We start from the raw sequence: 20640 nt of genomic DNA, 5'->3' as shown, positions 1-20640 counted from the left end.
CCGCCCGAGCTGGGGAACCGGCGCGGCACGCGGCGCTCTGGGGCCGCGACATCCCGACCGTGCGGGCCGCGCGGGGCGGGTTGGTCGATCTCGACCTGGTGTTCGTCATGCGCGTCGGCACGCGGCGGGCGTTCGTGGCGGCGATCTCCACCAACCCCACGGGCGAGTGGACCACCCGGTTGACCCGGAATGCCTCGATGGAAGTGGCCGAGTGGGGCCTGCGGGCCACGCACGTGCTCATCGACCACGACGCCAAGCACCGCGAGGCGTTCGACGCGGTGCTGGTCGCGGACGGGAGTGAGGTGAAGCGGGTCGGCCCGCGGGTCCCAACCTGAACGCATCCGCCGGGCGGTTCACGCAGCCCCGGCGCCGCGAGTTCCTCGACCACTTCGGGGTGCCGGGCGCGGGTCACCCGCGGCACCTCACGTCCGAGTTCGCGGCCCGCGACGCCGCCGCACGGCCGCTTCGCCCACCGTCCCCGGCCGGTCTCGGTAAGCGACATCCGGTCGAGCTCCGAGCCCGACCGGCCCCTGGAACTCGCAGCGGCTCGCTGGACATCGTGTTGAAGCAGGCCGAACCCGACGTACGTCAGCGCTCAACCCGCCGCCTCGGGGCTGTGCTCCCTTCCGTCGTTGCTTGTTCCAACTTTGTCGTGCAGGCCGATCGCGTTCACAACAACGCCTCATCGGCCCGGGAGTTCTCGTTTCACTTTTTTGTGAGGACCCGTCGGGCCGGTCAGGTGCTCCCCAGGCGCGACCAGTCCGGGACGACGACGGTCTGGTCGCTCGTGTCGAACGCCGCCGCGACGCGGGACCAGCGCAAGGGGAGGTTCCGGCGGGCGGCGACGCACGGGGTCGAGGCGGGGAGGATCTGGGCGGCCGCCCCGGCGGGGACGCCGACCGCGCCGGAGCCGGTGCGGACCACGACGACCCGGCGGGACCCGGGCGCCGCGGCGGGGAGCCCCACCCAGCGGAGCGCGTCGATCACGACGAGGGGGCGGCCGCGCCACACGACGAGCTCACGGGCGTGGTCCGCCGCGCCCGGCACCCGCGACCCCGGGTCGGGGTCGTACACCTCGGCGACCGCCTCCACGGGCACCCCGATGCTCGTCGCACGCCCCCCGGGACCCGGGTACTCGGTTCGACTAAAAGTGACCAGACGGGTCGGGACGAACGACCGCCCCTCCCGGGCGGCCGCGGCCGCGGCCGCGGTCGGCGCGGCGGCCGCATCCCGGGCGGCCCACTCGGGGGCGCCCGTCGCGAGAACGGCGAGCGGGCCGGTGGCCGTGACCGCGACCCCCGAGAACTTCCGCGCCCACTCCTCGCCGAGCCCGATGGGGAGTGGCGTGACCGCGGCCCGGGGGACGGACTCGACCGCCGAGACGCGGTCGACCACGAGGCCGACGCGCCCGCCCGGCCCGTCGAACAGCACGACGTGCCCGTAGCCCGCGACGCGGCCGGCGGGGGCCCCGGGGAGGTCGGCCAGGGGCCACTCCGCGTCGCGGGCGCGGAACACCCCGGGGCCCCCGCCGGGCTGTCGGCCCGCCAGTTGGTCCCCGCGCTCGACGGCCGCGACGTGGCGGACGTCAAGCCCGACGGTCACGTCGCCGGTCGTGCACCGGATCAGTCGCAAGTCGCTCGCAGAAGTCGTCATGTTGCTACCTCGGACTACCCAGACGCGCCGCGATGCCCGCCGGGGTGTCGACCTCGCCCGCGGCCCCGACCTCGGCCGCCCGCTGCGGCATTCCGAACACGACCGAGGAGCCCTCGTCCTGGGCGAACGTCCGGCCGCCGGCGGCGCGGATCGCCGCGAGCCCGCGGACGCCGTCGTCCCCCATCCCGGTCAGGAGCACGCCCGCGGCCGCCGGGCCGAACGCCCGCACGGCCGACTCCATCGCGACGTCGATCGACGGGCGGTAGCCCCGCACCCTCGGGCCCCGGGTCAGCCGGACGACCCCGCCGGGGGCGACGGACGAGTGGGCCCCGCCGTGCGCGACGAGCACGGCCCGCGGCCGGATGCGGGCGCCGTCGGCGGCCTCCCGGACGTCGAGGCCGGTCTGGCGGGCGAGCAGCGCGGCGAGGTCCCGGGTGAACTCCGCCGGGAGGTGCTGGACGACCAGGACCCCCGCCTCGAACTGGGGCGGGAGCGCGGCCAGAAACTCGCGGACGGCCGCCGGCCCGCCGGTCGACGCGCCGACCACCACGGCCACCGGCGGGGCCCCACGGGCGCAGGGGGCGGGGGGCGGCCCGGCCCGCTGGGAGAGCGACCGGATCACCCGCACCCCGGCCGCCGCGCGGACCTTGGCCGCGACCTCGGCGGCGAACGCGGCCGGGTCCGGGTCCCGGCCGGGGGAGTACTTCGGGAGGAAGTCGACCGCGCCGCGGGCCAGCGCCGCCACGGTCTGGCGGGCCGCCCCGCCCGTCACGCCGGTCAGGAGCACGACGGGCGTCGGCCGGTGCGCCATGATCCAGTCGAGCGCCGCGAGCCCCCCGATCCCCGGCATTTCCAGGTCGAGCGTCACGACCTGCGGCCGGGTCGCGGCGACCAACTCCGTCGCGGCCTCCCCGGAGTGCGCCACCCCGACGACCTCGAACCCGGCCGCCGGCCCCAGGTGGGCGGCCAGCACCCGGCAGACGGACGGCGAGTCGTCGGCGAGCAGCACGCGGATGGGCGGGGGTGTCATGGGTACGGGCCCGTCACGCGGTCGGGGCTTGGTGGCCCGCCCGCATGAGCTGGTGGAGGACGTCGAGCAGGTGCCGGTCCTGGTACGGCTTGACCACGTAGGCCGAGGCCCCGAGGTCGAGGCCCTTCCGCCGGTGCTTGTCGGCGGACCGGGACGTGAGGATCGCCACCGGCAGGTGCGACAGCGCCGCCTCCCGGCGCACCGTCGACAGGAGCTCGTACCCGTCCATGCGGGGCATCTCCACGTCGGTCAGGACGACGTCCGGGAGGTCGGTCCCGCGGTGGAGCACCTCGAGGGCCTCCACCCCGTCCTTGGCGACGACGACCTGCCAGCCCGCGCCCCGCAGCAGCAGGGTGAGGACCCGGCGGACGCTGGGCGAGTCGTCGACGACGAGGACCCGCGAGCCCTCGCGCGAGCGGGCGGCCTGGGCCGCCCCCGCCGGGCGGGCCCACCCGCCCGCCCCGGTCCCGCGGACCAGCTCCGCCGGGTTCAGGATCAGCACCACGCTGCCGTCGCCGAGGAACGTCGCCCCGGAGACGCCGTGCAGCCGCTTGTGGGGCCGCCCGAGCGGCTTCACGACGACCTCGCGCCCCCCGAGCAGCTGGTCGACCCGGAGCGCCACCCGCTTCCCGGCCGCGCTCACAACCACGACCGGGGCCCGGGGGTCGCTGCCCTCGCTGCCCCCCGCCCGGAGGGCGCGGACCAGTGGCACCAGGGGGTGGACCGCGCCGCCCACCCTGAGCACGGGGTCGCGGCCGAACCGGTCCAACTCGTCGTCCGAGGGCCTCAGGATCTGCTGGACCGCCTCCAGCGGGATCGCGTAGACCTGGCCCCCCGCCCGCACGAGCAGGGCCCGCACCACCGCCAGGGTCATGGGCAGGCGGACGGTAAAGGTCGTCCCCCGGCCCGCCGCGGACGCGACCGCCACGGTCCCCTTGAGCGCCTCGATCCGGGTCTTCACGACGTCCAACCCGATCCCCCGCCCGGAGAGTTCCGACACCTCCCCGCGGGTGGTGAACCCCGGCCGGAAGAGGAACTCGGCCGCCTCGTCGTCGGACGCCGCCGCGACCTCCTCGGGCGAGGCCAGCCCCTTCGCGACCGCGGCCGCGCGGACGGCCGCGTAGTCGATCCCCGCGCCGTCGTCGGACAGCCCCAGGACGACGTGGGCCCCCTCGCGGGCGGCCCGGAGCGTGACGGTCCCGGCGGCCGCCTTGCCCACCGCGACCCGCACCTCGGGGGCCTCCAGCCCGTGGTCGACCGCGTTCCGGAGCAGGTGCAGGAGCGGGTCCGCCAGGGCCTCGAGGACCGTCTTGTCGAGCCCGGTTTGCTCCCCCTGGAGCACGAAGTTGGCCACCTTCCCGGCCGCCGCGGCCGCCGTGCGCACCGTGCGGTGCAGGCGGGCGGAGACGGTCGCCAGCGGCACGGTCCGGAGGTGCATGAGGTGCTCCTCGATCTGGCTCGCCAGCCGGGCCTGCCGCGAGAGCTCGCCGTCCACGTCCCCGAGCAGGTGGCCGAACTCGCCGTGCACCGCCTGGACGTCGGCCGTGGTCTCGGCGAGCTCGCGGGTCAAGAGGTGGAACACCGTGTACCGGTCGAGTTCGAGTTCGTCGAACCGCTCGTCCCCGCCGTCGGGGCCCCCGGGGCCCGCCTCCGGCTCCACCGCGGCCCCGCCGCCGCCGACCAGCGCGCTCGCCTCGTACCCGACCTCGATCCGGTTGGAGACGCGGCCGAGGCGGTCGACGGAGGGGCGGGCCTCCGCGAGGGCGTGGGACAGGTGGGCCACCTTCTGTTCCAGGGTGGTCCGCGCGATCACCAACTCGCCGACCAGGCGCGAGACCTCGTCGAGCCGCTCGATCGGCACCCTGACGAACCGGCCGGCGTCCTCCGGCGCGGGTGCCGGTGCGGCCGCGGGCGCGGCACCGGCACCCGCGCCGGGCACAGCGGCCGAGGCCTCCCCGGCCGACCCGAGCACGCCGTCCAGCTGCGCGAGGGCGGCCGCGAACCGCTCGCCCCCGGCCCGCCCCTCGATTTCGTCGGCGATCAGGTCCGCGCCCGCCAGCAGCAGGTCGACCTCCACCGGGGTGGCGGCCCGGCCCGCGTCGTGGTAGAGGTCGAGCAGGTCCTCCATGCGGTGGGCGAGTTGGGTCACCCGCCCGAAGCCCGCCAGACCCGCCGACCCCTTCAGCGTGTGCGCGGCGCGGCGGATCGCGTCCCACCGCTCCCGGTTGGTCAGGTCGTTCCGCGCCTCGGGCAGGAGCGTCGCCAGGGTGCGGACGTGCTCCTCGGCCTCGGCCCGGAAGGCCGCCACCACCTCCCACGGGGCCGCCTCGCTCCGGGGCGGGGGGGGCTCCCGATCGCCCGGTTCGTCGAACAAGTTGTCCGGGAGGGCGAGGTCCTCGGGCCCCGCCACCGGCGGCCCCGCCGAGAAGTCGGGGAGCGGGAGGTCGAGCGCGTCGTCCGGCCCGGCGCTGGGTGCGGGCGCCGGCCCGACCTGAAGGGCCGGTTCGGGCACGCCCGGGGGGGCCTCCTCTTCGGGGAGCCCGCGGAGCCCGCGGACGTGCCGGAGGGCCTCGGCGGCGAGCGCCGGCTGGGCCGCCTGCCCGGCCTCGACGCCTTCGAGGTACCGCCGGATGAACCCGACCGCGACGTGGACCCCGTCGACGAGGGCCGGGCTCGCCTCGCCCGGCTCGTGGAGCAACTGTTCGACCATCTCCTCGAGGTGGAACGCGACGTGGCTCAACTCGGGCAGCCCCACCATCGCCGACGCGCCCTTGATCGTGTGGACGCACCGGTGCGCCTCCTCGAGCGTCCCGGGCCGGGCCGGGTCCGCCCGGTACTCGGCGAACCCGGCCTCGATGGCCGGGAGGTACGAGTTCGCCTCGGCCACGAACCCGAGCATGATTTCGCGTGCGAGCGGCGACACGGGCGCCTCCAGTGTGGTCAACAGGTCCGCCGGTAAACCCAGGCGTCGTCGAGCCGGATCAGGTCCAGGCCCGGGGTGGGGACCCCGACCGCCTCGGCCGCACCGAGGAACAGGTACCCGCCGGGGGCCAGGGCCCGGGTGAGCCGCCCCAGGATCTCCGCCCGGCGGTCCGGGCGGTAGTAGATCAGGACGTTCTGGCAGAACACCACGTCCCGGGCCGCAGGCACGTCGCCCCCGAGGAGGTCGCCCCGCTCGAACCGGACCGCGGCCCGGACGCCCGGCGCGACCCGGAACCCCGCCCCCGGCCGGCCGCCCTGCGGCTCGAAGAACCGGCCCTTCAGGTCGGGCGGCACGCCGACCAGCTCGTGGGCCCGGTACGCCCCCACGGCCGCCCGCGCCAGGGCCGAGCGGCACACGTCCGTTCCCAGGACCTCGACCCCCTGCCCCGCGTGCCCCGGGTCGGCGAGGCACGCGATCGCGACGGAGTACGCCTCCTGGCCCGTCGAGCACCCGGCGCTCCACACCGCGACCCGGTCCCGCCCGCCGGGCCGGCGGCGCAGCTCCGGGAGCGCCATCCCGGTGAGGGCAGCGAGCGCCGGGGGGTCGCGGAAGAACCGCGTGTCGCGGTTGAGGAGCAGGGCGAGAAGCCGGTGCCACTCGGCGTCGCCGGCCGCCCCGGCCAGGTGCCGGACGTACGCGTCCGCGGTGCCGCAGCCCGCGGCGGCGGCCCGGGCGGCGACGGCCGCTCCGAGGACGCGGGCCCGCACGCCGGCGAAAGCCATCCCGGAACGCTCCTCGACGTAGGCGCGCCAGCCGTCGGGCGCGCCCTCCGCGGTCGGTGGCGGCACGGCCCCCTCCCCGGGTCAGACCGCCAGGTCGCGGCGGCCGTTGGCCTGGCCGCCCGCGGCCTGGTGCTGGGCGACCTCGGCCGCCCCCGCCGGCAGCTTGAACGTGCTCAGCGAGGACCGGAGCTCGTCGGCGAGCTTGGCCAGGTCGTCGACCGACGCGGCGGTCTGCTTGGTCCCGGCGGCGGTGTTGTGCGTGATCTCGTTGATGTCGGCCATCGACCGGGCCAGCGCCTCGGACCCGCGGGCCTGCTGCTTGGCCGCGTGCGAGATCGACTGGATCAGTTCGGCCAGTTTGACCGACACGGTCTCGATTTCGGCCAGCGACTGGCCCGCCTGGTTGGCCACCTTCGAGCCGCCGACGACCTCCTGGATGCTCCGCTCCATCGCGGCCACGGCCTCGTTCGTCTCGACCTGGATCGCGCGGACCAGGGCGGCGATCTTCTTGGTCGCGTCGGTCGAGCGGACCGCGAGCCGCTCGACCTCCTCGGCGACCACCGCGAACGTGCGGCCCGCCTCGCCCGCCGCGGCCGCCTGGATGGACGCGTTCAGGGCGAGGATGCCGGTGCGGTCGGCGATGTCGTCGATCAGCTGCACGATCTGGCCGATCTCCTGGGTCGTCTCGCCGAGCCGCTTGATCCGCTTGGCCGTCTCCTGGGCCTGCTCGCGGATGCGGTTCATCCCGTCGATCGTCCCCCGGACGGCGGAGTTGCCCTGGCGGGCGTTCAGGAGGGCCTGCTGGGCGACCGCCGAGGAGGTCGCGGCGTTCTCCGACACCTGCTGGATGCTCGTCGCCATCTCGTCCAGCGCGGCCGACACGCTGACGATCTGCTCGGCCTGGTCCTCCGCCCCGCCCGCCAGGTGCTCGGCGGACGAGTGGATCTCGGTCGCGGACGTGGACACGCGGGCGGTCGTGGCCTGCACGCGGTTGATGATCTTCCGGAGCGCCTCGATCGTGTAGTTGAACGAGTCCGCGATCGCGCCGGTGATGTCGGCCGACACCGTCACGTCGTTGCGGAGGTCGCCCTGGCCCACGGCGCTGACCTCGTTCAGGAGGTTCATGATCGACCGCTGGATCTCCTCCTTCTCGTCCTTCGACTGGACGAGGACGAGCGTCTTGTCGAGCATCGCGTTGAGCGACCGGGCCATCCGCCCGAGCTCGTCGGCGGAGGTGACCTCGGCCCGCGACTTGAAGTCGCCGGCCTCGATCTTGGCGAACAGGTCGTTGAGCCCGCTCACCTGGCGGACGATCGCCCGGGTCACCAGGAGCACCACGAGCCCGACGAGGACGAGGGCCGCCGCGGTCCCGCCGGCCAGCCACGCCGTGACCCGCCGGTGCTGCGCCGCGCGGGCGGCGAGGAGTTCGCCCAGCGGCGGCTCGTACGCGTCGTACAGCTTGCCCGACGCGACCACGGCGTCGGCCCCGGCGGCGGCGAGCTCGGCGGCGCCCGCCCGCTCGTTGGCCTCGCCCCCCAGGGCGGTCCGGGCCCGGCCCAGGAACGTGTCGACCTTGGACCGGTAGTCCTCGGCCGCCCCCTCCAGCCGCCCCTTCAGCGCGGCGTTGGCCCGGACCGCGTTCCGGACCTCCTTGTCGATCGCGTTGCGGGTCTGCTCGATCTGCCCGATGAGGACGTTCACCCGGATCCGCTCGTCGTCCGCCAGCGCGCCGCCCGGCCGGCGGGCGGCCGCCGCGGTGATCGTCCGGAGCTGGGCGAGGTCCTCGGTCCCGGCCACGGACCGGGCGATCATGATGTCCTGGAGGTAGTACGTCTCGGCCACGGGGTCGAGGGCGAGGGTCGAGTACTCCCACACGTCCGTGCTCAGGTCCAGGGCCGCGGTGATCAGGTCGGTCTGCCGCTGGAACGTCGCGTCGGCCGCGGCGGGGCCCGCCGCCCGGAGGGCCGCCCACTCGTCCTTGACCTTCTGCCACCGCTTCGTCTCGGGGGTCTTGAACTCGGCCCCGAGCCGCTGGTCGGCCTGGTCGACCTCGCGGATCGACTCCTCGACCAGGCCGGCGACGCGGGAGCGGTCCGCCTCGGCCGCTTTGTCCCCGGTGGCGACCCGGGCGCTGAGGTCCCGGTGGGCCGCGAGGTGGAACGCGAGCTGGCGGAGCGGGCGGAGGTACTCGAGCCCCCGCTGCTCCTTGTGGACGGTGGCGATCTGCTCGCTGCTCTGGTCGACCACGGCGTAGAGGAGGGCCGCGATCGGGAGGAGGAAGGGCACGGCGATGAGCGCGCACTTCTGCCACAGGGGCAGGCGCGAGACGCTGAGCCGGTCGAGGAGGCGGGAGCGTGCCATGGGCGGACCTCGGGGAGAGGGCCCGGGGACCGGGCCGAAGTCGGTACGAATGTCCGGCGACCCGGTGACTACGCAGTGGCCGGGTCGCCGAGTTCGGCTTCCACTGCGGACAACAGTTCCACGACCGCGAGGCGGTGCACGATCCCGCCGGCGTCCGCGCCGACCCCCGTGACGAAGCGGGAGAGCCGGTTCTCGACGGGCGGGCCGGCGTCGGCCGCCACCGGCCGGATGCCGGCGACCTCGCCCACCAGCAGGCCGAGCACGCAGCCGTCGCCGCCCTGGGCGACCACGAGCCCCCGGCGGGGGGCGTCGTCGCCCAGGTCCAGGAACCCGGCGAGGTCGATCACGGTGACGACCTCGCCGCGGACGTTCGCCACCCCGGCCACCCACTCGGGGACGCCCGGCAGGGGGGTGAGCGGCAGGGGCCGCAGGACGTCCCGGACGTGGCACAGCGGCAGGGCGAGGCTGGCGTGGGCGGCGCGGACGACGAGGTGCCGCTCGCCCGACCGCGCGCCCGCGGCGACCGCCGGACCGTCCGCCCCGGGCGCGGGCAGCGCCAGCCCCTCGAGAATCGCCGCCAGCGTCGTCCCGCCCGCCCCCGACCGGAGGACGCAGTCGAGGCGGGCCTCGGCGGAGCCGTCCGGAACGCCGCCCGCCGAGGTGGTGACCCCGAGGCGGGCGTGGCCCGGGGCGAACCCGGCGAACCTGGCTTCGGCCCCCCAGACGGCCCCCCGCTCGAGGTCGGCGGGCGGCCACTCGACGTGGTCGCCCGCGGTCGACAGGGTGCCCCCGAGTGTGGCCCCCCGGAACACGAGTTCCTCGGGCACCGGGAGCCGCACCCGCAACCCGGCCGCGGGGCTGGCCGTCCGGTTCGCGACCGACACGTGGCAGGCGAACTCCTCCTCCAACTCCACCCGCGGGGGGGCGGTGACGGACACCACCAGGGCAGCAGGAGGGGCCCCGAACTCCGCGGGCGCGCCCGCCGCGGGCGTGTCGGGCGCCAGTTCGGCGGGTCCGTCTCCGGGCGCCTCGGCCGACTGCTCCGCTCGGGAACCGGTGCCGCGGTGCCCGGTCCCAGGGGCGTCGTCCTCGGCGGGCGCGGCGGCCGGGGCCGCCCGCTCGCACGTGTCGGGGGTACCGCCCGCCCCCTCGGGCTCAACAGGTACCCGGTCGGCGACGTCGGCCAGACGGGGCGGGGGTTGGTGTGCGCCGGCGGGCGACTCCGCGGGGCGGGTCGCAATCCGGACGGCGGCCGGCGCGTACCGCATCGGGGCGGTTTCGTCCGAGAGGGGCAGCCACACCGACAACTCCACGCGGGCCCCTGGGGCGAGGGTTCCGAGGCCCCACTCGAGGCCCGCCCCCGTCCGCTTCGGGGTCCCGGACGCCCGGAAGGCGCCGCACCCGGGCGGCAGCGGGAACTCGACCGCGCACTCGAACGCCCGCGTCCGGGAGGTGTTCGAGACGTGGAACCGGTAGGACCGCTCGTCCGGCCCGTCGGTGGGCAGGTGCGAGACGTCCTGCCGCGTGAACCGCCAGCCGCGCTGCGCCTCCCGCGGGGGGGAGAAAGCCGGTGCGGGCGGCGCCCCGGCTGCGGCGCCGCAGGGCGCGGCCGGGGCGCCGAGCCCCCCGGCCGGCGGGGCCAGCACCTCCGGCGGGTCCGGGACCCCGAGCTCGGGCAGGTCGGCCAGGAGCGGCGCGCCGGAGTCCGGCGCCCCGCCCGTCAGCCAGTCGGGCAGGTCGGAGTCATCGGGGGCGGCGGGGGCCGCGGTCCGTTGGTCGAGCGGCATCGGGCGTCTCCGCGGGTCAGCAGAACCGGGCCACGCTGCTGAGCAGTTCGGCGTTGTCGAACGGCTTCGTGAGGTACCCGTCCGCGCCCTGCTTCATCCCCCAGAACTTGTCCGCGTCCTGGCTCTTGGTCGTGAGCATGAGCACCTTGATGTGCTGAGTCTCGGGCGTCGTCTTGAGGTGGCGGCACACCTGGTAGCCGTTCTTCTTGGGCATCACCACGTCGAGCAGGATGAGCCTGGGTAGCTCGCGGGTGGCCTTCTCGATCGCGTCGTCGCCGTCGACCGCGGTGATGACCCGGTAGCCCTTCGCCTGCAGCAGGCTGACGACGAGGCGCTGTTCCGTGGGGCTGTCGTCGACGACCATGATCGCGTCACCGGGCATCGGTCAGTTCCTTCGTAAGGGGAGGGCAAAGCGGTCCCGCCGGCGGACCGGCGGGGCGTCCAACGGGGCGCGCGGGGTGGGCTCGTCAGGCCCGCGACGCGGACGTGAGCCGCGCAACGGTGTCGAGCAGCTTCTCGTTCTCAAACGGCTTCGTGAGGTACTCCGCGGCCCCGACCCACCGGCCGTGGAGCTTGTTGAGGAGGCCCGTCTTGCCCGTGAGGAACACGACCGGGATCTCAGTGGTTTCGGCGTTACCGCGGAGCACCTTGCAGAACCCGAACCCGTCGACCCCGGGCATGTTCACGTCGAGGATGAAGAGCCGCGGGAGGTTGCCGGCGCTGATGAGGCGGGAGGCCTCCTCGGCCCCGTCGGCCGCGACGACGTGGTACCCGGCGCCGGTGAGCACGGAGGACACCAGAGTGCGGACGGTGGCGCTGTCGTCCACGACCATCACGGGGATGCGGGGGGGCACTTTGGGGGCCGCCCCCCGGTGCTTCGCCGCCCGCCGGTGCGCGACGAGGCGGGCCACGCCCTCGCGCCACTCCGGGTTCGAGTCGGGGGCGCGGGCCGCCGTCTCGAGCGCCCGGACGCCCTCGTCGGCGAAGCCCAAGTTGAGCAGGGCGAGCCCGAGCCCGAAGGCCGCCTCCGCCCTCCCGGACGCCGCCCAGGCGCTCTTCAACCGCCTCGCGCCGTCCTTCAGGGCCGCGTGGTCGAGGGCCGCCGGCGGCCGCTCGAACGCCTCGGGGCGCCTCAGCGTGACGACCGCGCGGCAGCGCGGGCAGGTTTCGGCGTCCGGGGGGGCGCTGGTCGGGCGGTGGTCGCAGACGGGGCAGCACCAGGCCGGGGCGAGTTGCGCCCGGAGGCGGGCGATGCCCTCCCGCGCCTGGGCGTGGGTCGGGTTGATCTTCAGCACGCGCTCGAGGTACTCGAGGGAGAGGGCGGGGTCGTCGCACACGCCGGCCCGCCAGAGCCAGGCCCCCTCGTTCGAGGGGTCGGCGTCCGTCGCGTCCGCGAGGAACTGGGCCGCACGCTCCCGGTCCTTGGCCTTTGCGGCGGCGACGCCGGCCCGGAACAGGGCGACGGGGAGGGCCGCGAGGGCGGGCGCACTTTGCGGGTTCAGCCCGAGCGCCGCTCGCACCCCGCGCACCGCCTCCGCGGGGTCCGCGGCGGTGTTCGCGTACCACAACCAGGCCGCCTCGTTACCCGGGTCGAGACTCGTGATCTGCTGGAACAGCTTGTGACTCCGCGCGGTGTCGCCGGCCCTGGCACTGGTCAGGGCTTCGCGGAGCAGAGTCGTAACTTGACCGGACGACAACGACTGGGCGATCGAGGGCACGGAGTGTCCTCTTTTCTTTGTCAAAAGCGGGGAGGTCTCATGACAACCCGATTGTGGTTCACCACGTGCCGGTGTCAAGAAACACGAGAGAAGTTTGTCGGAAGTTCTTTGCTTGGGCAGGTTTTCGAGCCGGACGCTTCAGTCGCCATGATTAATTTCGTGCGGGTGAGTGAGTCCCGGCCGGGCGACCCTCGCGTTGCACCGCCAAGGCGCCCCTTCGATACCGAACTCGGCCCCGCCCGTGACCGCGTCGAGTGCCGCGAACCCCGCGGCGTCCTGGCTCCTGGCCTCGGCGTCGATCCCCGCGGCCTCCTCCCACGTCTGGTGCGCGTGTGGGAGGGTGGCGAGGATCGTGCACACCTGGGAGAGCCACCCAGTGTGGTGCGGGTGGGTCGCCCAGGTCCCGGCCGACGCGTGGCACCGGCTGAGTTTCGGGGACGGGTCGAAGGGGCCGCGCGGCTACGACTGGCGGCGACGCCACCCAACTCTCCGGAGCCAGGGGAGCCGAAGCTCATCCCCCTGACGGTACCAGGGGTAAGGGAACCGCTGCTCCGACTGGTGCGGGACCGACTGTCGTCGGCGGACAAGGCGGTCGCCTGGTCCGAGTGGCGGAGATCTCACCAAACCGGGGCCGCGGGTCGCACGACAAGAAAAGAAAAGCCAAACCGCCCGACGATTCAGTACGGCTGTAGAACTAAATGCCGTCGCCGCCGATGAGTGTGAGGCTAAGAACCTCGCCCTCGGAGACGGGCTTGTTGCGGGCGACCTGGGCCAGCGTGGCGTTGTCGAGGTGGGCGGCGGTGATGTTGCGGATGTCGAGGAGGATGCGCCGGAACCGGCACGTCGCGGCCTGACTACACCCCTCGAAGTTGGTGACGGACACGCACCCGACCGGGGCGATGACGCCGTCGAAGAACCGAACGACCTGCCCGAGCGTGACGTCCTCGGGTGAGCAGGCCAGGACGTACCCGCCGGTGCGACCGGGCGTGCTCTCCACCCACCCCTGCGATTTCAAATCGAGCATGATGTGTTCGAGGAACCGCTTCGGCACGTCGTTCTGCTTGGCCAGGGCCGACATCGAGATCGGGCCTTCGCCACGCCGATCGACCAGCGTGAACAACACCCTCAGGGCGTAGTCCGTTTTGCGAGACAGTCTCACGGCTCCCCCCGCGTCCGGCGTCAGGGCGAATCTCGATCACTTCAGTCGATATTTATCACCTCGCACGTTCTGTGTCAAGTTATCGAGTTAACAAAGTGATGTTTCAGGCGGGTGAGATTGGTCGGAGCGCAGACCCACCCAAAATGAGACCGACCCGCCGAAGATCGGCGGGTCGGTCGGGTGTCGCGTCACCGGGAGAGAGTCGGGCCGCGTCGCTCGGTCGGGGGCGGGCTCAGCAGCAGCACACCGGGGTGCCGCCCATCGTCATGCAGCAGGTGCAGCCGGCGGCCATGCAGGCGGCCATGCAGTCGCAGCACGACTGGATCATCTTGCAGCACTCGGCGTCGCCGCTGGTGCAGGTGACGCAGCACCCGTCGGTCGTCATCTCGCACTTGCACATGCCCATCGTCAGGTTGCAGCAGCACACCATCATGCCGTTCATCATGCAGCAGCACGACACCATCCCGCCGGCCATCATCTTGCAGAGGTTCTGCATCATGGCGCAGGCGGCCGGGTCGGTGCAGGTGCAGGTGATCTTCATCCCGCCCGCGCACTTCTCCATCTTCATCTTGCAGCGGGGCACCATCACCATGTTCGGGGCCATGCCGGTCGGCATCGGCATCCCCATCCCGGTGTTCGTGCCGGTGGTGCTGGTGGCGGTCATCGGGTTCATCATCGCGGTCACCATGGTCGTCTCCCGTTTGTCGTGACTGCCGGCGGCGGTGCCGGTGTTGAGGTTTGCTGCGACGATGATGATGATAAACCGGGTTCGACCGGTTGCAATTGCGACAACCGCGGTGGACATTCAACGCACCCAACGGTGTGAGGCCGCGACAAATGACGACTCACTAGAACGGTGATTCCCTAACCCGTAACACGGGCACGCGCTGAAGCCACGGCTGCGTGGAGTCGCGCAGAAACGGGAACAATCGAGCCGCCCTCAAAATGATTCCGCATTTCTGACTTTTCCTTGATCGGCGTGCCCCCCTCCGCGACTCGCATTCCCAGAAGGTGACAAAGTGCGAGGCCCCGGGGACCTGAAATCGGCGAAAGAGACTGAAGCATCTTGATCAAGTGCATCGATATAGTCATATATAAGCAGGACGCCGACGCGGGCGGTGAACCGCCGGGCGCCGGAATCCGTCGCACCGAGGACGCACCATGCGGAAGTTCGCGCTGAGCGCTCTGGCCCTCGCCTCCACCCTCGGCCTGGCCCTGGCGGGCGAGGTCGAGTTCGTCAAGTTCGACAAGGAGAAGAAGGAGCTGACGGTGAAGGAGGGGGCCAAGGAGGCCACCTACGCGGTCACCGACGACACCAAGGTGAAGCGGGGCGACAGGGACGCCAAGCTCGAGAACGTCCTGAAGTACTTCGACGAGAAGGCCAAGGCCGGGGCCAAGTTCGAGATCACCACCAAGGACAGGGCGGTGACCGAGATCAAGCTCCCCGGCAAGAAGTGACCCGGGCCGACCGGCCCGCTGACGGTTGACGACCTGCCGCGGCCCCTCGCCGCCGCGCCCCGCGACGACTCCCCCGACTCCTCATCGGGGGCGCCTCTTCGGCCCGCATCTCTCTCGACCGGACCGCCGACGCACACCACCGGCTCCTCACCGGGCGTCGCGCGACCGACCTATCTCTCGCCTCGTTCGCCCGACCGATATCGGCACGGCCCGTCGCCGCGCCGCGCTTACGCCCACGGCCGGCGCAACCTCACGTGCGCGCCCGTGTGGCCCGAGAGGAGCTTGGAATGCACGGTCACGAGAGCCACCGCCGACGCGGTTTTACGCTCATTGAACTGCTCGTCGTCATCGCCATCATCGCCGTTCTCATCGGCCTCCTGCTCCCGGCGGTGCAGAAGGTTCGCGAGGCAGCGGCCCGCATGCAGTGCAGCAACAATATGAAGCAGATCGGTCTGGCCTCGCACAACTACGAAAGCGCCTACGGCACGCTCCCGCCCGATCGCATCGCGAACGACTGGGCGACCTGGGCCGTGCTGATTCTCCCGTACCTCGAGCAGGAGCCCGCCTACCGGAACTGGGACCTGACGCTCCGCTACGCCGAGCAACCCGCGGTCGGCCCGAACGGGCTCGACCCGGTGGCGATCGTCGTCAAGGGGTACATCTGCCCGTCCCGGCGAACCCCGGGCAAGTTGAGCACCGAAGCCGCCTACGCGACTGAACCCGGTGCGATGCTGACCCCGCGGTCCGGCGGGCTGTCGGACTACGCGAGTGTCGCCGGGACGGCGAACAACGACGGTGCCATGCGGCTCGCCACCGGTCAGGCCGGACTGGTCGGTGGTGCGTACGTGACCGGCAACGGTAAGTTCAACAAGAGCGGCCCCGGCGCGGTCCTGCAGACGTGGCGCGGGAGCACCACCCTTCTGAGCATCACCGACGGGACGAGCAACACGATCATCTTCGGGGAGAAGTTCATCCGGCCGGGGTCGCTCGAGGGGAAGAACGAGGACCGAAGCGTGTTCAACTCGCAAGTGCCGAATTCCTTCCGCCGCTTCGTCGGCGTGAACCCGGCCAGGCCGACTGATCCGCCGAACCCGATCATCGCGGACCCCAAGACGTCCACGACCAGTCCCGTTCCGTCCAACCAGTGCTTCGGCGGGCCCCACACCGGCGTGTGCATGTTCACCCTCGCGGACGGGAGCGTCCGGGCGATTCCGAGCAACCTGGACATCGCCGTGCTCCAGAACCTTGGCGTGCCCAACGATGGCAACGTCGTGACCCTCCCCTGACGAAGGTCGCCCGAACGCACCTCGTACGTTCGGGCGGTGGGTCATCCGGAACCGTTTCCCTCTGAACTACACCACACACGACCACGCTTGAACCAAGGGCAGCTCCAAATGGTCTCGATCCGACGACTTGTCGCCCCGCTCGCATTCGTGCTGCTCGCCAGCGCGGCCGCAGCGGAAACAGCCGCGGCCGACGCGCCGACCGCGAAGCCCGACCCGCGCGCCAACCCGACCGACCCGGCCAAGGTCGAGTTCTTCGAGAAGAAGGTGCGGCCGGTCCTGGTGAACCACTGCTACCACTGCCACTCGGCCGACACCAAGCCGGCCGGCGGGCTCCGCGTCGACGACCGCAACGGCCTGCTCCTCGGCGGCAACACCGGCCCGGCCGTCGTCCCCGGCAAGCCCGAGAAGAGCCCGCTGATCACCCGCACCACGCCCGAGAACAAGAAGCGGCGGATGCCGCTCGAGGGCGAGCACCTGACCCCGGAGCAGACCGAGATCCTCTCGAAGTGGATCGCCGACGGGGCCACGTGGCCGGCGCTGCGCGTCCCCGCGTCGCTCGGCAAGGTGCGGCCCGAGTACGAGCAACTCAAGAAGGAGCACTGGGCGTTCCGGCCGCTCAAGACCCCGGCCGTGCCCGCGGTGAGGGACGCCGCCTGGGCGCGCGACGACGCGGACCGGTTCCTGCTCGCGCAGCTCGAGGCCAAGGGGCTCGGGCCCGTGGGCGACGCCGACCGCGTCGCGCTGATCCGCCGGGCCACCTTCGACCTCACGGGCCTGCCCCCGACGCCGGCCGAGGTCGATGCGTTCGTCAAGGACACCTCCCCGAACGCGTTCGAGAAGGTCGTGGACCGGCTCCTCGCGTCGCCGCACTTCGGCGAGCGGTGGGGGCGGCACTGGCTCGACGTGGCCCGGTACGGCGAGAGCACCGGCCCGTCGCGGAACATCCCGTACCCGCACGCCTGGAAGTACCGCGACTACGTCATCGACGCGGTCAACGCCGACGTCCCGTTCGACCGGTTCGTCCGGGAGCAGATCGCCGGCGACCTCATCGCCGCCGAGGGGGCCGCGAAGCAGTTCAGGGCCGGCGGCGTGCGGACCGAGACCGGGTGGGACTTCCTCGCCCCGGTCCGGTTCCCGGAGGAGTTCTTCCGCGAGCAGGACCGGCTGCTGACCGCGACCGGGTTCCTCGCGCTGGGCGTGAAGGACGTGAACCAGCGGTTCAAGATCCGGTTCGTGATGGACAACGTCGACGAGCAGATCGACACCGTGACCCGCTCGGTCCTCGGGCTGACGGTGAGCTGCGCCCGGTGCCACGACCACAAGTTCGACCCGGTCACGCAGGCGGACTACTACTCGCTCGCGGGCATCTTCACCAGCACCGAGAACGCCTCGGGGCTGCGGAACCAGATGGGCGGCGGCGGGCTCGCGTACTACGTCCCGTCCAACCTCGTCCGGCTCACGTCGTTCGTGCCGCCGGTCGAGACGGCCGAGGTCGAGAAGCTCCGGGCCGAGGCGGCCGAGGCGAAGGCCGCGTGGGACGCGATCCGCGGCACCCCGGCCGGGCTCAGGACCCAGCCGAACGGCCGCCCGCTCCAGTTCCAGTACCGCCAGAAGTACGACCGGGCCCAGGCCAAGGTGCTCGCGCTGACCGACCCGGCGGCCCGCGGGTTCGCGGTCCACGGGGTCCGCGACGCGGCCGCGGTGGCCGACACCGAGGTCCGCATCCGCGGCGAGGCCGAGAAGCTCGGGCCGACCGTCCCCCGCGGGTTCGTCGGCGCGTTCGAGGTGCCGGGCGCGCCGGCGGTGAACCGCGAGCAGAGCGGCCGCCGCGAACTGGCCGAGTGGCTCGCCAGCCCGAAGAACCCGCTCACCCCGCGGGTGGCCGTGAACCGCGCGTGGCAGAACCTGTTCGGCACCGGGATCGTGAACACGGTCGACAACTTCGGCGTCACCGGCGGCCCGCCGTCGCACCCCGAGCTCCTCGACCACCTCGCGAACCGGTTCGTCGCCGACGGGTGGTCGGTGAAGCGGCTCGTGCGGCAACTCGTGCTGACCCGCGCCTACCAGCTCAGCTCCGACGCCCCGGCGGCGAACGTGAACGCCGATCCGGCCAACCGGCTCGTGTGGCGGCACAGCCCGCGGCGGCTCACCGCCGAGGAGCTCCGCGACGCGACCCTGGCCGTGGCCGGCACCCTCGACCTGAAGCGGCCGCACGGCTCGCCGGCCCGCGACCTGGCGATGATCGAGATGCGGGACAACGGCCCCGAGGCGCGGGCCATCAACGAGAAGGCCGACGCCAGCACGCACCGGAGCGTGTACCTGCCGCTGCTCCGCGGCGTCGTCCCGCACGCGCTGGAGGCGTTCGACCCGGTCGAGCAGACCCTCGTCACCGGCACCCGCGACACCACCACCGTCCCCGGCCAGGCGCTGTACCTGCTGAACGGCCCGTTCGTGCGGAAGCAGGCGCTGGCGCTGGCCGACCGGCTCCTGAAGGACAAGTCCGCGACCGACGCCGAGCGGATCCGCGCCGCGTACCGCGCCGCCCTCGGCCGCGAGCCGGCCCCGAAGGAGCTGGAGCGGGCGCGGGCGTTCATCGGCGAGTTCGAGTCGGAGGCCCGGCCGCTGTACCCGGAGAACCTCGCCCCGGCCCCGCGGCCGGCGAAGAACACCGCCAAGCCCACGGACGAGGAGGAGCCGTTCGACCCGGACCAGATCGACCAGACCGGCGAGGCGGTCACTGAGGAGCTGATCCTCCCGGCGGACGCCCGCACCGCGGCCTGGGCCGCGTTCACGCAGGCCCTGTTCGGCAGCGCCGAGTTCCGGTTCGTTCGCTGAACCCGATGCGGAGTGCGGAGTGCGGAATCAAACCCGTCCCGCACTCCCCCCGAACCCCAAACACTCACGACAAAGATATACGGAGCCCCCGATGTTCGCTGATTCCGCACACCGCAATCCGCACTCCGCACTCCCGGTGTCGCGCCGGCAGGTGCTGAAGACCGCCAGCGCCGGGTTCGGCATGGTCGCCCTCGCCGGCATCCTCGGCGAGCAGGCCCGCGCCGCCGAGCGGGCCGCGGTCGCCAAGCCGCTGGCCCCGAAGGCGCCGCACTTCCCCGCCAGGGCGAAGAAGCTCATCTTCGTCCACATGAACGGGGCGATGTCGCAGCACGACACGTTCGAGTACAAGCCGCAGCTCGTGAGGGACAACGGCAAGCCCGGCCCCGGCGGCGGCACGCTCACCGGGTCGAAGTTCAAGTTCAAGCAGTACGGCGAGACCGGGTCGTGGTTCTCGGAGCTGCTCCCGAACCTCGCCAAGCACGCCGACAAGATGGCGTGGCTCCGCGGGCTGCACACCGACACCCCGGCGCACCCGCAGGCGGTCGTGCAGCTCCACACCGGCAGCGCCAACGCCGCCCTCACCCGGCCGAGCATGGGCGCGTGGCTCCTGTACGGTCTCGGCACCGAGAACCAGGACCTCCCGGGGTACGTCACCATCAACCCGCCGCCGAACTTCGGCGGGGCGGTGAACTACGGCAGCGCGTTCCTCCCGGCCCACTTCCAGGGCACCCGCATCAACGACGTGGGCTACCTGCCGAACCTGAGGGCCCAGACCGAGACCGATCTCCAGCGGAGGCAACTCGACCTGATCCAGGGGATGAACCGCGACCTCGCCGCGGCCCCGGGCGCGCCCGACGCGGTGGACGGCGTCATCGAGTCGTTCGAGCTGGCGTTCAAGATGCAGGGCAAGGTGCCCGAGTTGCTCGACGTGTCGCGCGAGCCCACGAAGCTGCTCGACGCCTACGGCACGAACGAGAAGCACACGGCGGCGTTCGCCCGGCAGTGCGTCATGGCCCGGCGGCTCAACGAGGCCGGGGTCCGGTTCGTCGAGATCTGCCAGCCCGGCTGGGACCACCACAACAACCTGCACAAGGGGCTCATCAACCGGTGCAGCTCGATCGACCAGCCGACCGGCGCGCTGCTCGCGGACCTGGAGCAGCGCGGGCTGCTCGAGGACACGCTCGTGCTCTTCGGCAGCGAGTTCGGCCGCCAGCCGACCTCGCAGGGGGCCGACGGCCGGGACCACAACATCACCGGGTACTCGATGTTCCTGGCCGGGGCCGGCGTCAAGGCCGGGGCGACCTTCGGGGCGACCGACGAGTACGGCATCCGCGCCGTCGAGGGCCGGACGCACACGAACGACCTCCACGCGACCCTGCTGGCCCTCATGGGCCTGGACCACGAGAAGCTCACGTACCGGTACGCGGGCCGCGACTTCCGCCTGACCGACGTGAAGGGCAACGTGGTGAAGGAAGTCATTCAATGACACACCGGGAACTGCCCCTGTCGCCGGTTCGCCGGGTGTCCGGAGAGAGCACCCGGTGGGCGGTGGTCGCGGCGCGCCGCGACCGTTCGGGTTGCCGTTGAGGAGCGTCAACCGGGCGGCAGGGGTGGCATTTGCGGGCGGCCGGGGGAAAACCCGCCGCCC

The 20640-nt window shown here is 72.9% G+C and carries 15 protein-coding genes; 5 read left to right on the top strand and 10 right to left on the bottom strand.

Annotation, left to right across the window (positions count from 1 at the left end):
* The first annotated feature begins 59 nt into the window (after positions 1-59).
* Entirely contained in the window at positions 60-335 is a 276-nt protein-coding gene (locus ACTIGN_RS28550; protein ID WP_439630314.1) for a hypothetical protein, read from the top strand.
* A 400-nt stretch (positions 336-735) separates the two neighbouring features.
* On the opposite strand, the gene ACTIGN_RS28545 is transcribed toward ACTIGN_RS28550, so the two are convergent.
* The 10 genes from ACTIGN_RS28545 to ACTIGN_RS28500 form a co-directional block, all read right to left on the bottom strand.
* Positions 736-1653, bottom strand: a complete 918-nt coding sequence (locus tag ACTIGN_RS28545; protein ID WP_439630312.1) for a chemotaxis protein CheW — start codon at positions 1651-1653, stop codon at positions 736-738.
* A gap of 4 nt (positions 1654-1657) precedes the next feature.
* The gene (cheB, locus tag ACTIGN_RS28540; protein WP_439630310.1) at positions 1658-2683 is read right to left on the bottom strand and encodes a chemotaxis-specific protein-glutamate methyltransferase CheB; all 1026 of its coding nucleotides are present in this window, start codon (positions 2681-2683) and stop codon (positions 1658-1660) included.
* Positions 2684-2696: 13 nt separating this feature from the next.
* Positions 2697-5606 (bottom strand): Hpt domain-containing protein, encoded by a 2910-nt coding sequence (locus ACTIGN_RS28535; RefSeq protein ID WP_439630308.1) that lies wholly within the window; start codon positions 5604-5606, stop codon positions 2697-2699.
* Positions 5607-5623: 17 nt separating this feature from the next.
* Positions 5624-6454 (bottom strand): CheR family methyltransferase, encoded by an 831-nt coding sequence (locus ACTIGN_RS28530; protein ID WP_439630306.1) that lies wholly within the window; start codon positions 6452-6454, stop codon positions 5624-5626.
* A 15-nt stretch (positions 6455-6469) separates the two neighbouring features.
* A complete protein-coding gene (locus ACTIGN_RS28525; RefSeq protein WP_439630304.1) occupies positions 6470-8749 on the bottom strand; it encodes a methyl-accepting chemotaxis protein in 2280 nt (759 codons plus the stop codon).
* Positions 8750-8817: 68 nt separating this feature from the next.
* The gene (locus tag ACTIGN_RS28520; protein WP_439630302.1) at positions 8818-10536 is read right to left on the bottom strand and encodes a chemotaxis protein CheW; all 1719 of its coding nucleotides are present in this window, start codon (positions 10534-10536) and stop codon (positions 8818-8820) included.
* 16 nt (positions 10537-10552) lie between these two features.
* On the bottom strand, positions 10553-10918 hold the full coding sequence (locus tag ACTIGN_RS28515; protein WP_439630300.1) for a response regulator: 366 nt from the start codon (positions 10916-10918) through the stop codon (positions 10553-10555).
* 85 nt (positions 10919-11003) lie between these two features.
* Positions 11004-12254, bottom strand: coding sequence for a response regulator (locus tag ACTIGN_RS28510; RefSeq protein WP_439630298.1), 1251 nt, complete (start codon positions 12252-12254; stop codon positions 11004-11006).
* Positions 12255-12948: 694 nt separating this feature from the next.
* A complete protein-coding gene (locus ACTIGN_RS28505) occupies positions 12949-13413 on the bottom strand; it encodes an RrF2 family transcriptional regulator (RefSeq protein WP_439630296.1) in 465 nt (154 codons plus the stop codon).
* 232 nt (positions 13414-13645) lie between these two features.
* Positions 13646-14101, bottom strand: a complete 456-nt coding sequence (locus ACTIGN_RS28500) for a hypothetical protein (RefSeq protein WP_439630294.1) — start codon at positions 14099-14101, stop codon at positions 13646-13648.
* A 473-nt stretch (positions 14102-14574) separates the two neighbouring features.
* Between ACTIGN_RS28500 and ACTIGN_RS28495 the strand changes: the two genes are divergently transcribed.
* The 4 genes from ACTIGN_RS28495 to ACTIGN_RS28480 all read left to right on the top strand — a co-directional run bounded on the left by ACTIGN_RS28495 (position 14575) and on the right by ACTIGN_RS28480 (position 20478).
* Complete coding sequence (locus ACTIGN_RS28495) at positions 14575-14871, top strand: hypothetical protein (protein WP_439621242.1); 297 nt, start codon at positions 14575-14577, stop codon at positions 14869-14871.
* A 287-nt stretch (positions 14872-15158) separates the two neighbouring features.
* The gene (locus ACTIGN_RS28490; RefSeq protein WP_439630292.1) at positions 15159-16157 is read left to right on the top strand and encodes a DUF1559 family PulG-like putative transporter; all 999 of its coding nucleotides are present in this window, start codon (positions 15159-15161) and stop codon (positions 16155-16157) included.
* Between the two features lie 108 nt (positions 16158-16265).
* A complete protein-coding gene (locus ACTIGN_RS28485; RefSeq protein ID WP_439630291.1) occupies positions 16266-18992 on the top strand; it encodes a PSD1 and planctomycete cytochrome C domain-containing protein in 2727 nt (908 codons plus the stop codon).
* Positions 18993-19083: 91 nt separating this feature from the next.
* Positions 19084-20478 (top strand): DUF1501 domain-containing protein, encoded by a 1395-nt coding sequence (locus ACTIGN_RS28480; protein ID WP_439630289.1) that lies wholly within the window; start codon positions 19084-19086, stop codon positions 20476-20478.
* The last annotated feature ends 162 nt before the right edge of the window (positions 20479-20640 follow it).

This window comes from Gemmata sp. (assembly GCF_051859125.1).
Taxonomy (GTDB): domain Bacteria; phylum Planctomycetota; class Planctomycetia; order Gemmatales; family Gemmataceae; genus Gemmata.
The sequence above is the reverse complement of the archived record's forward strand: the minus strand, read 5'-3'. Positions and strand labels throughout refer to the sequence as shown.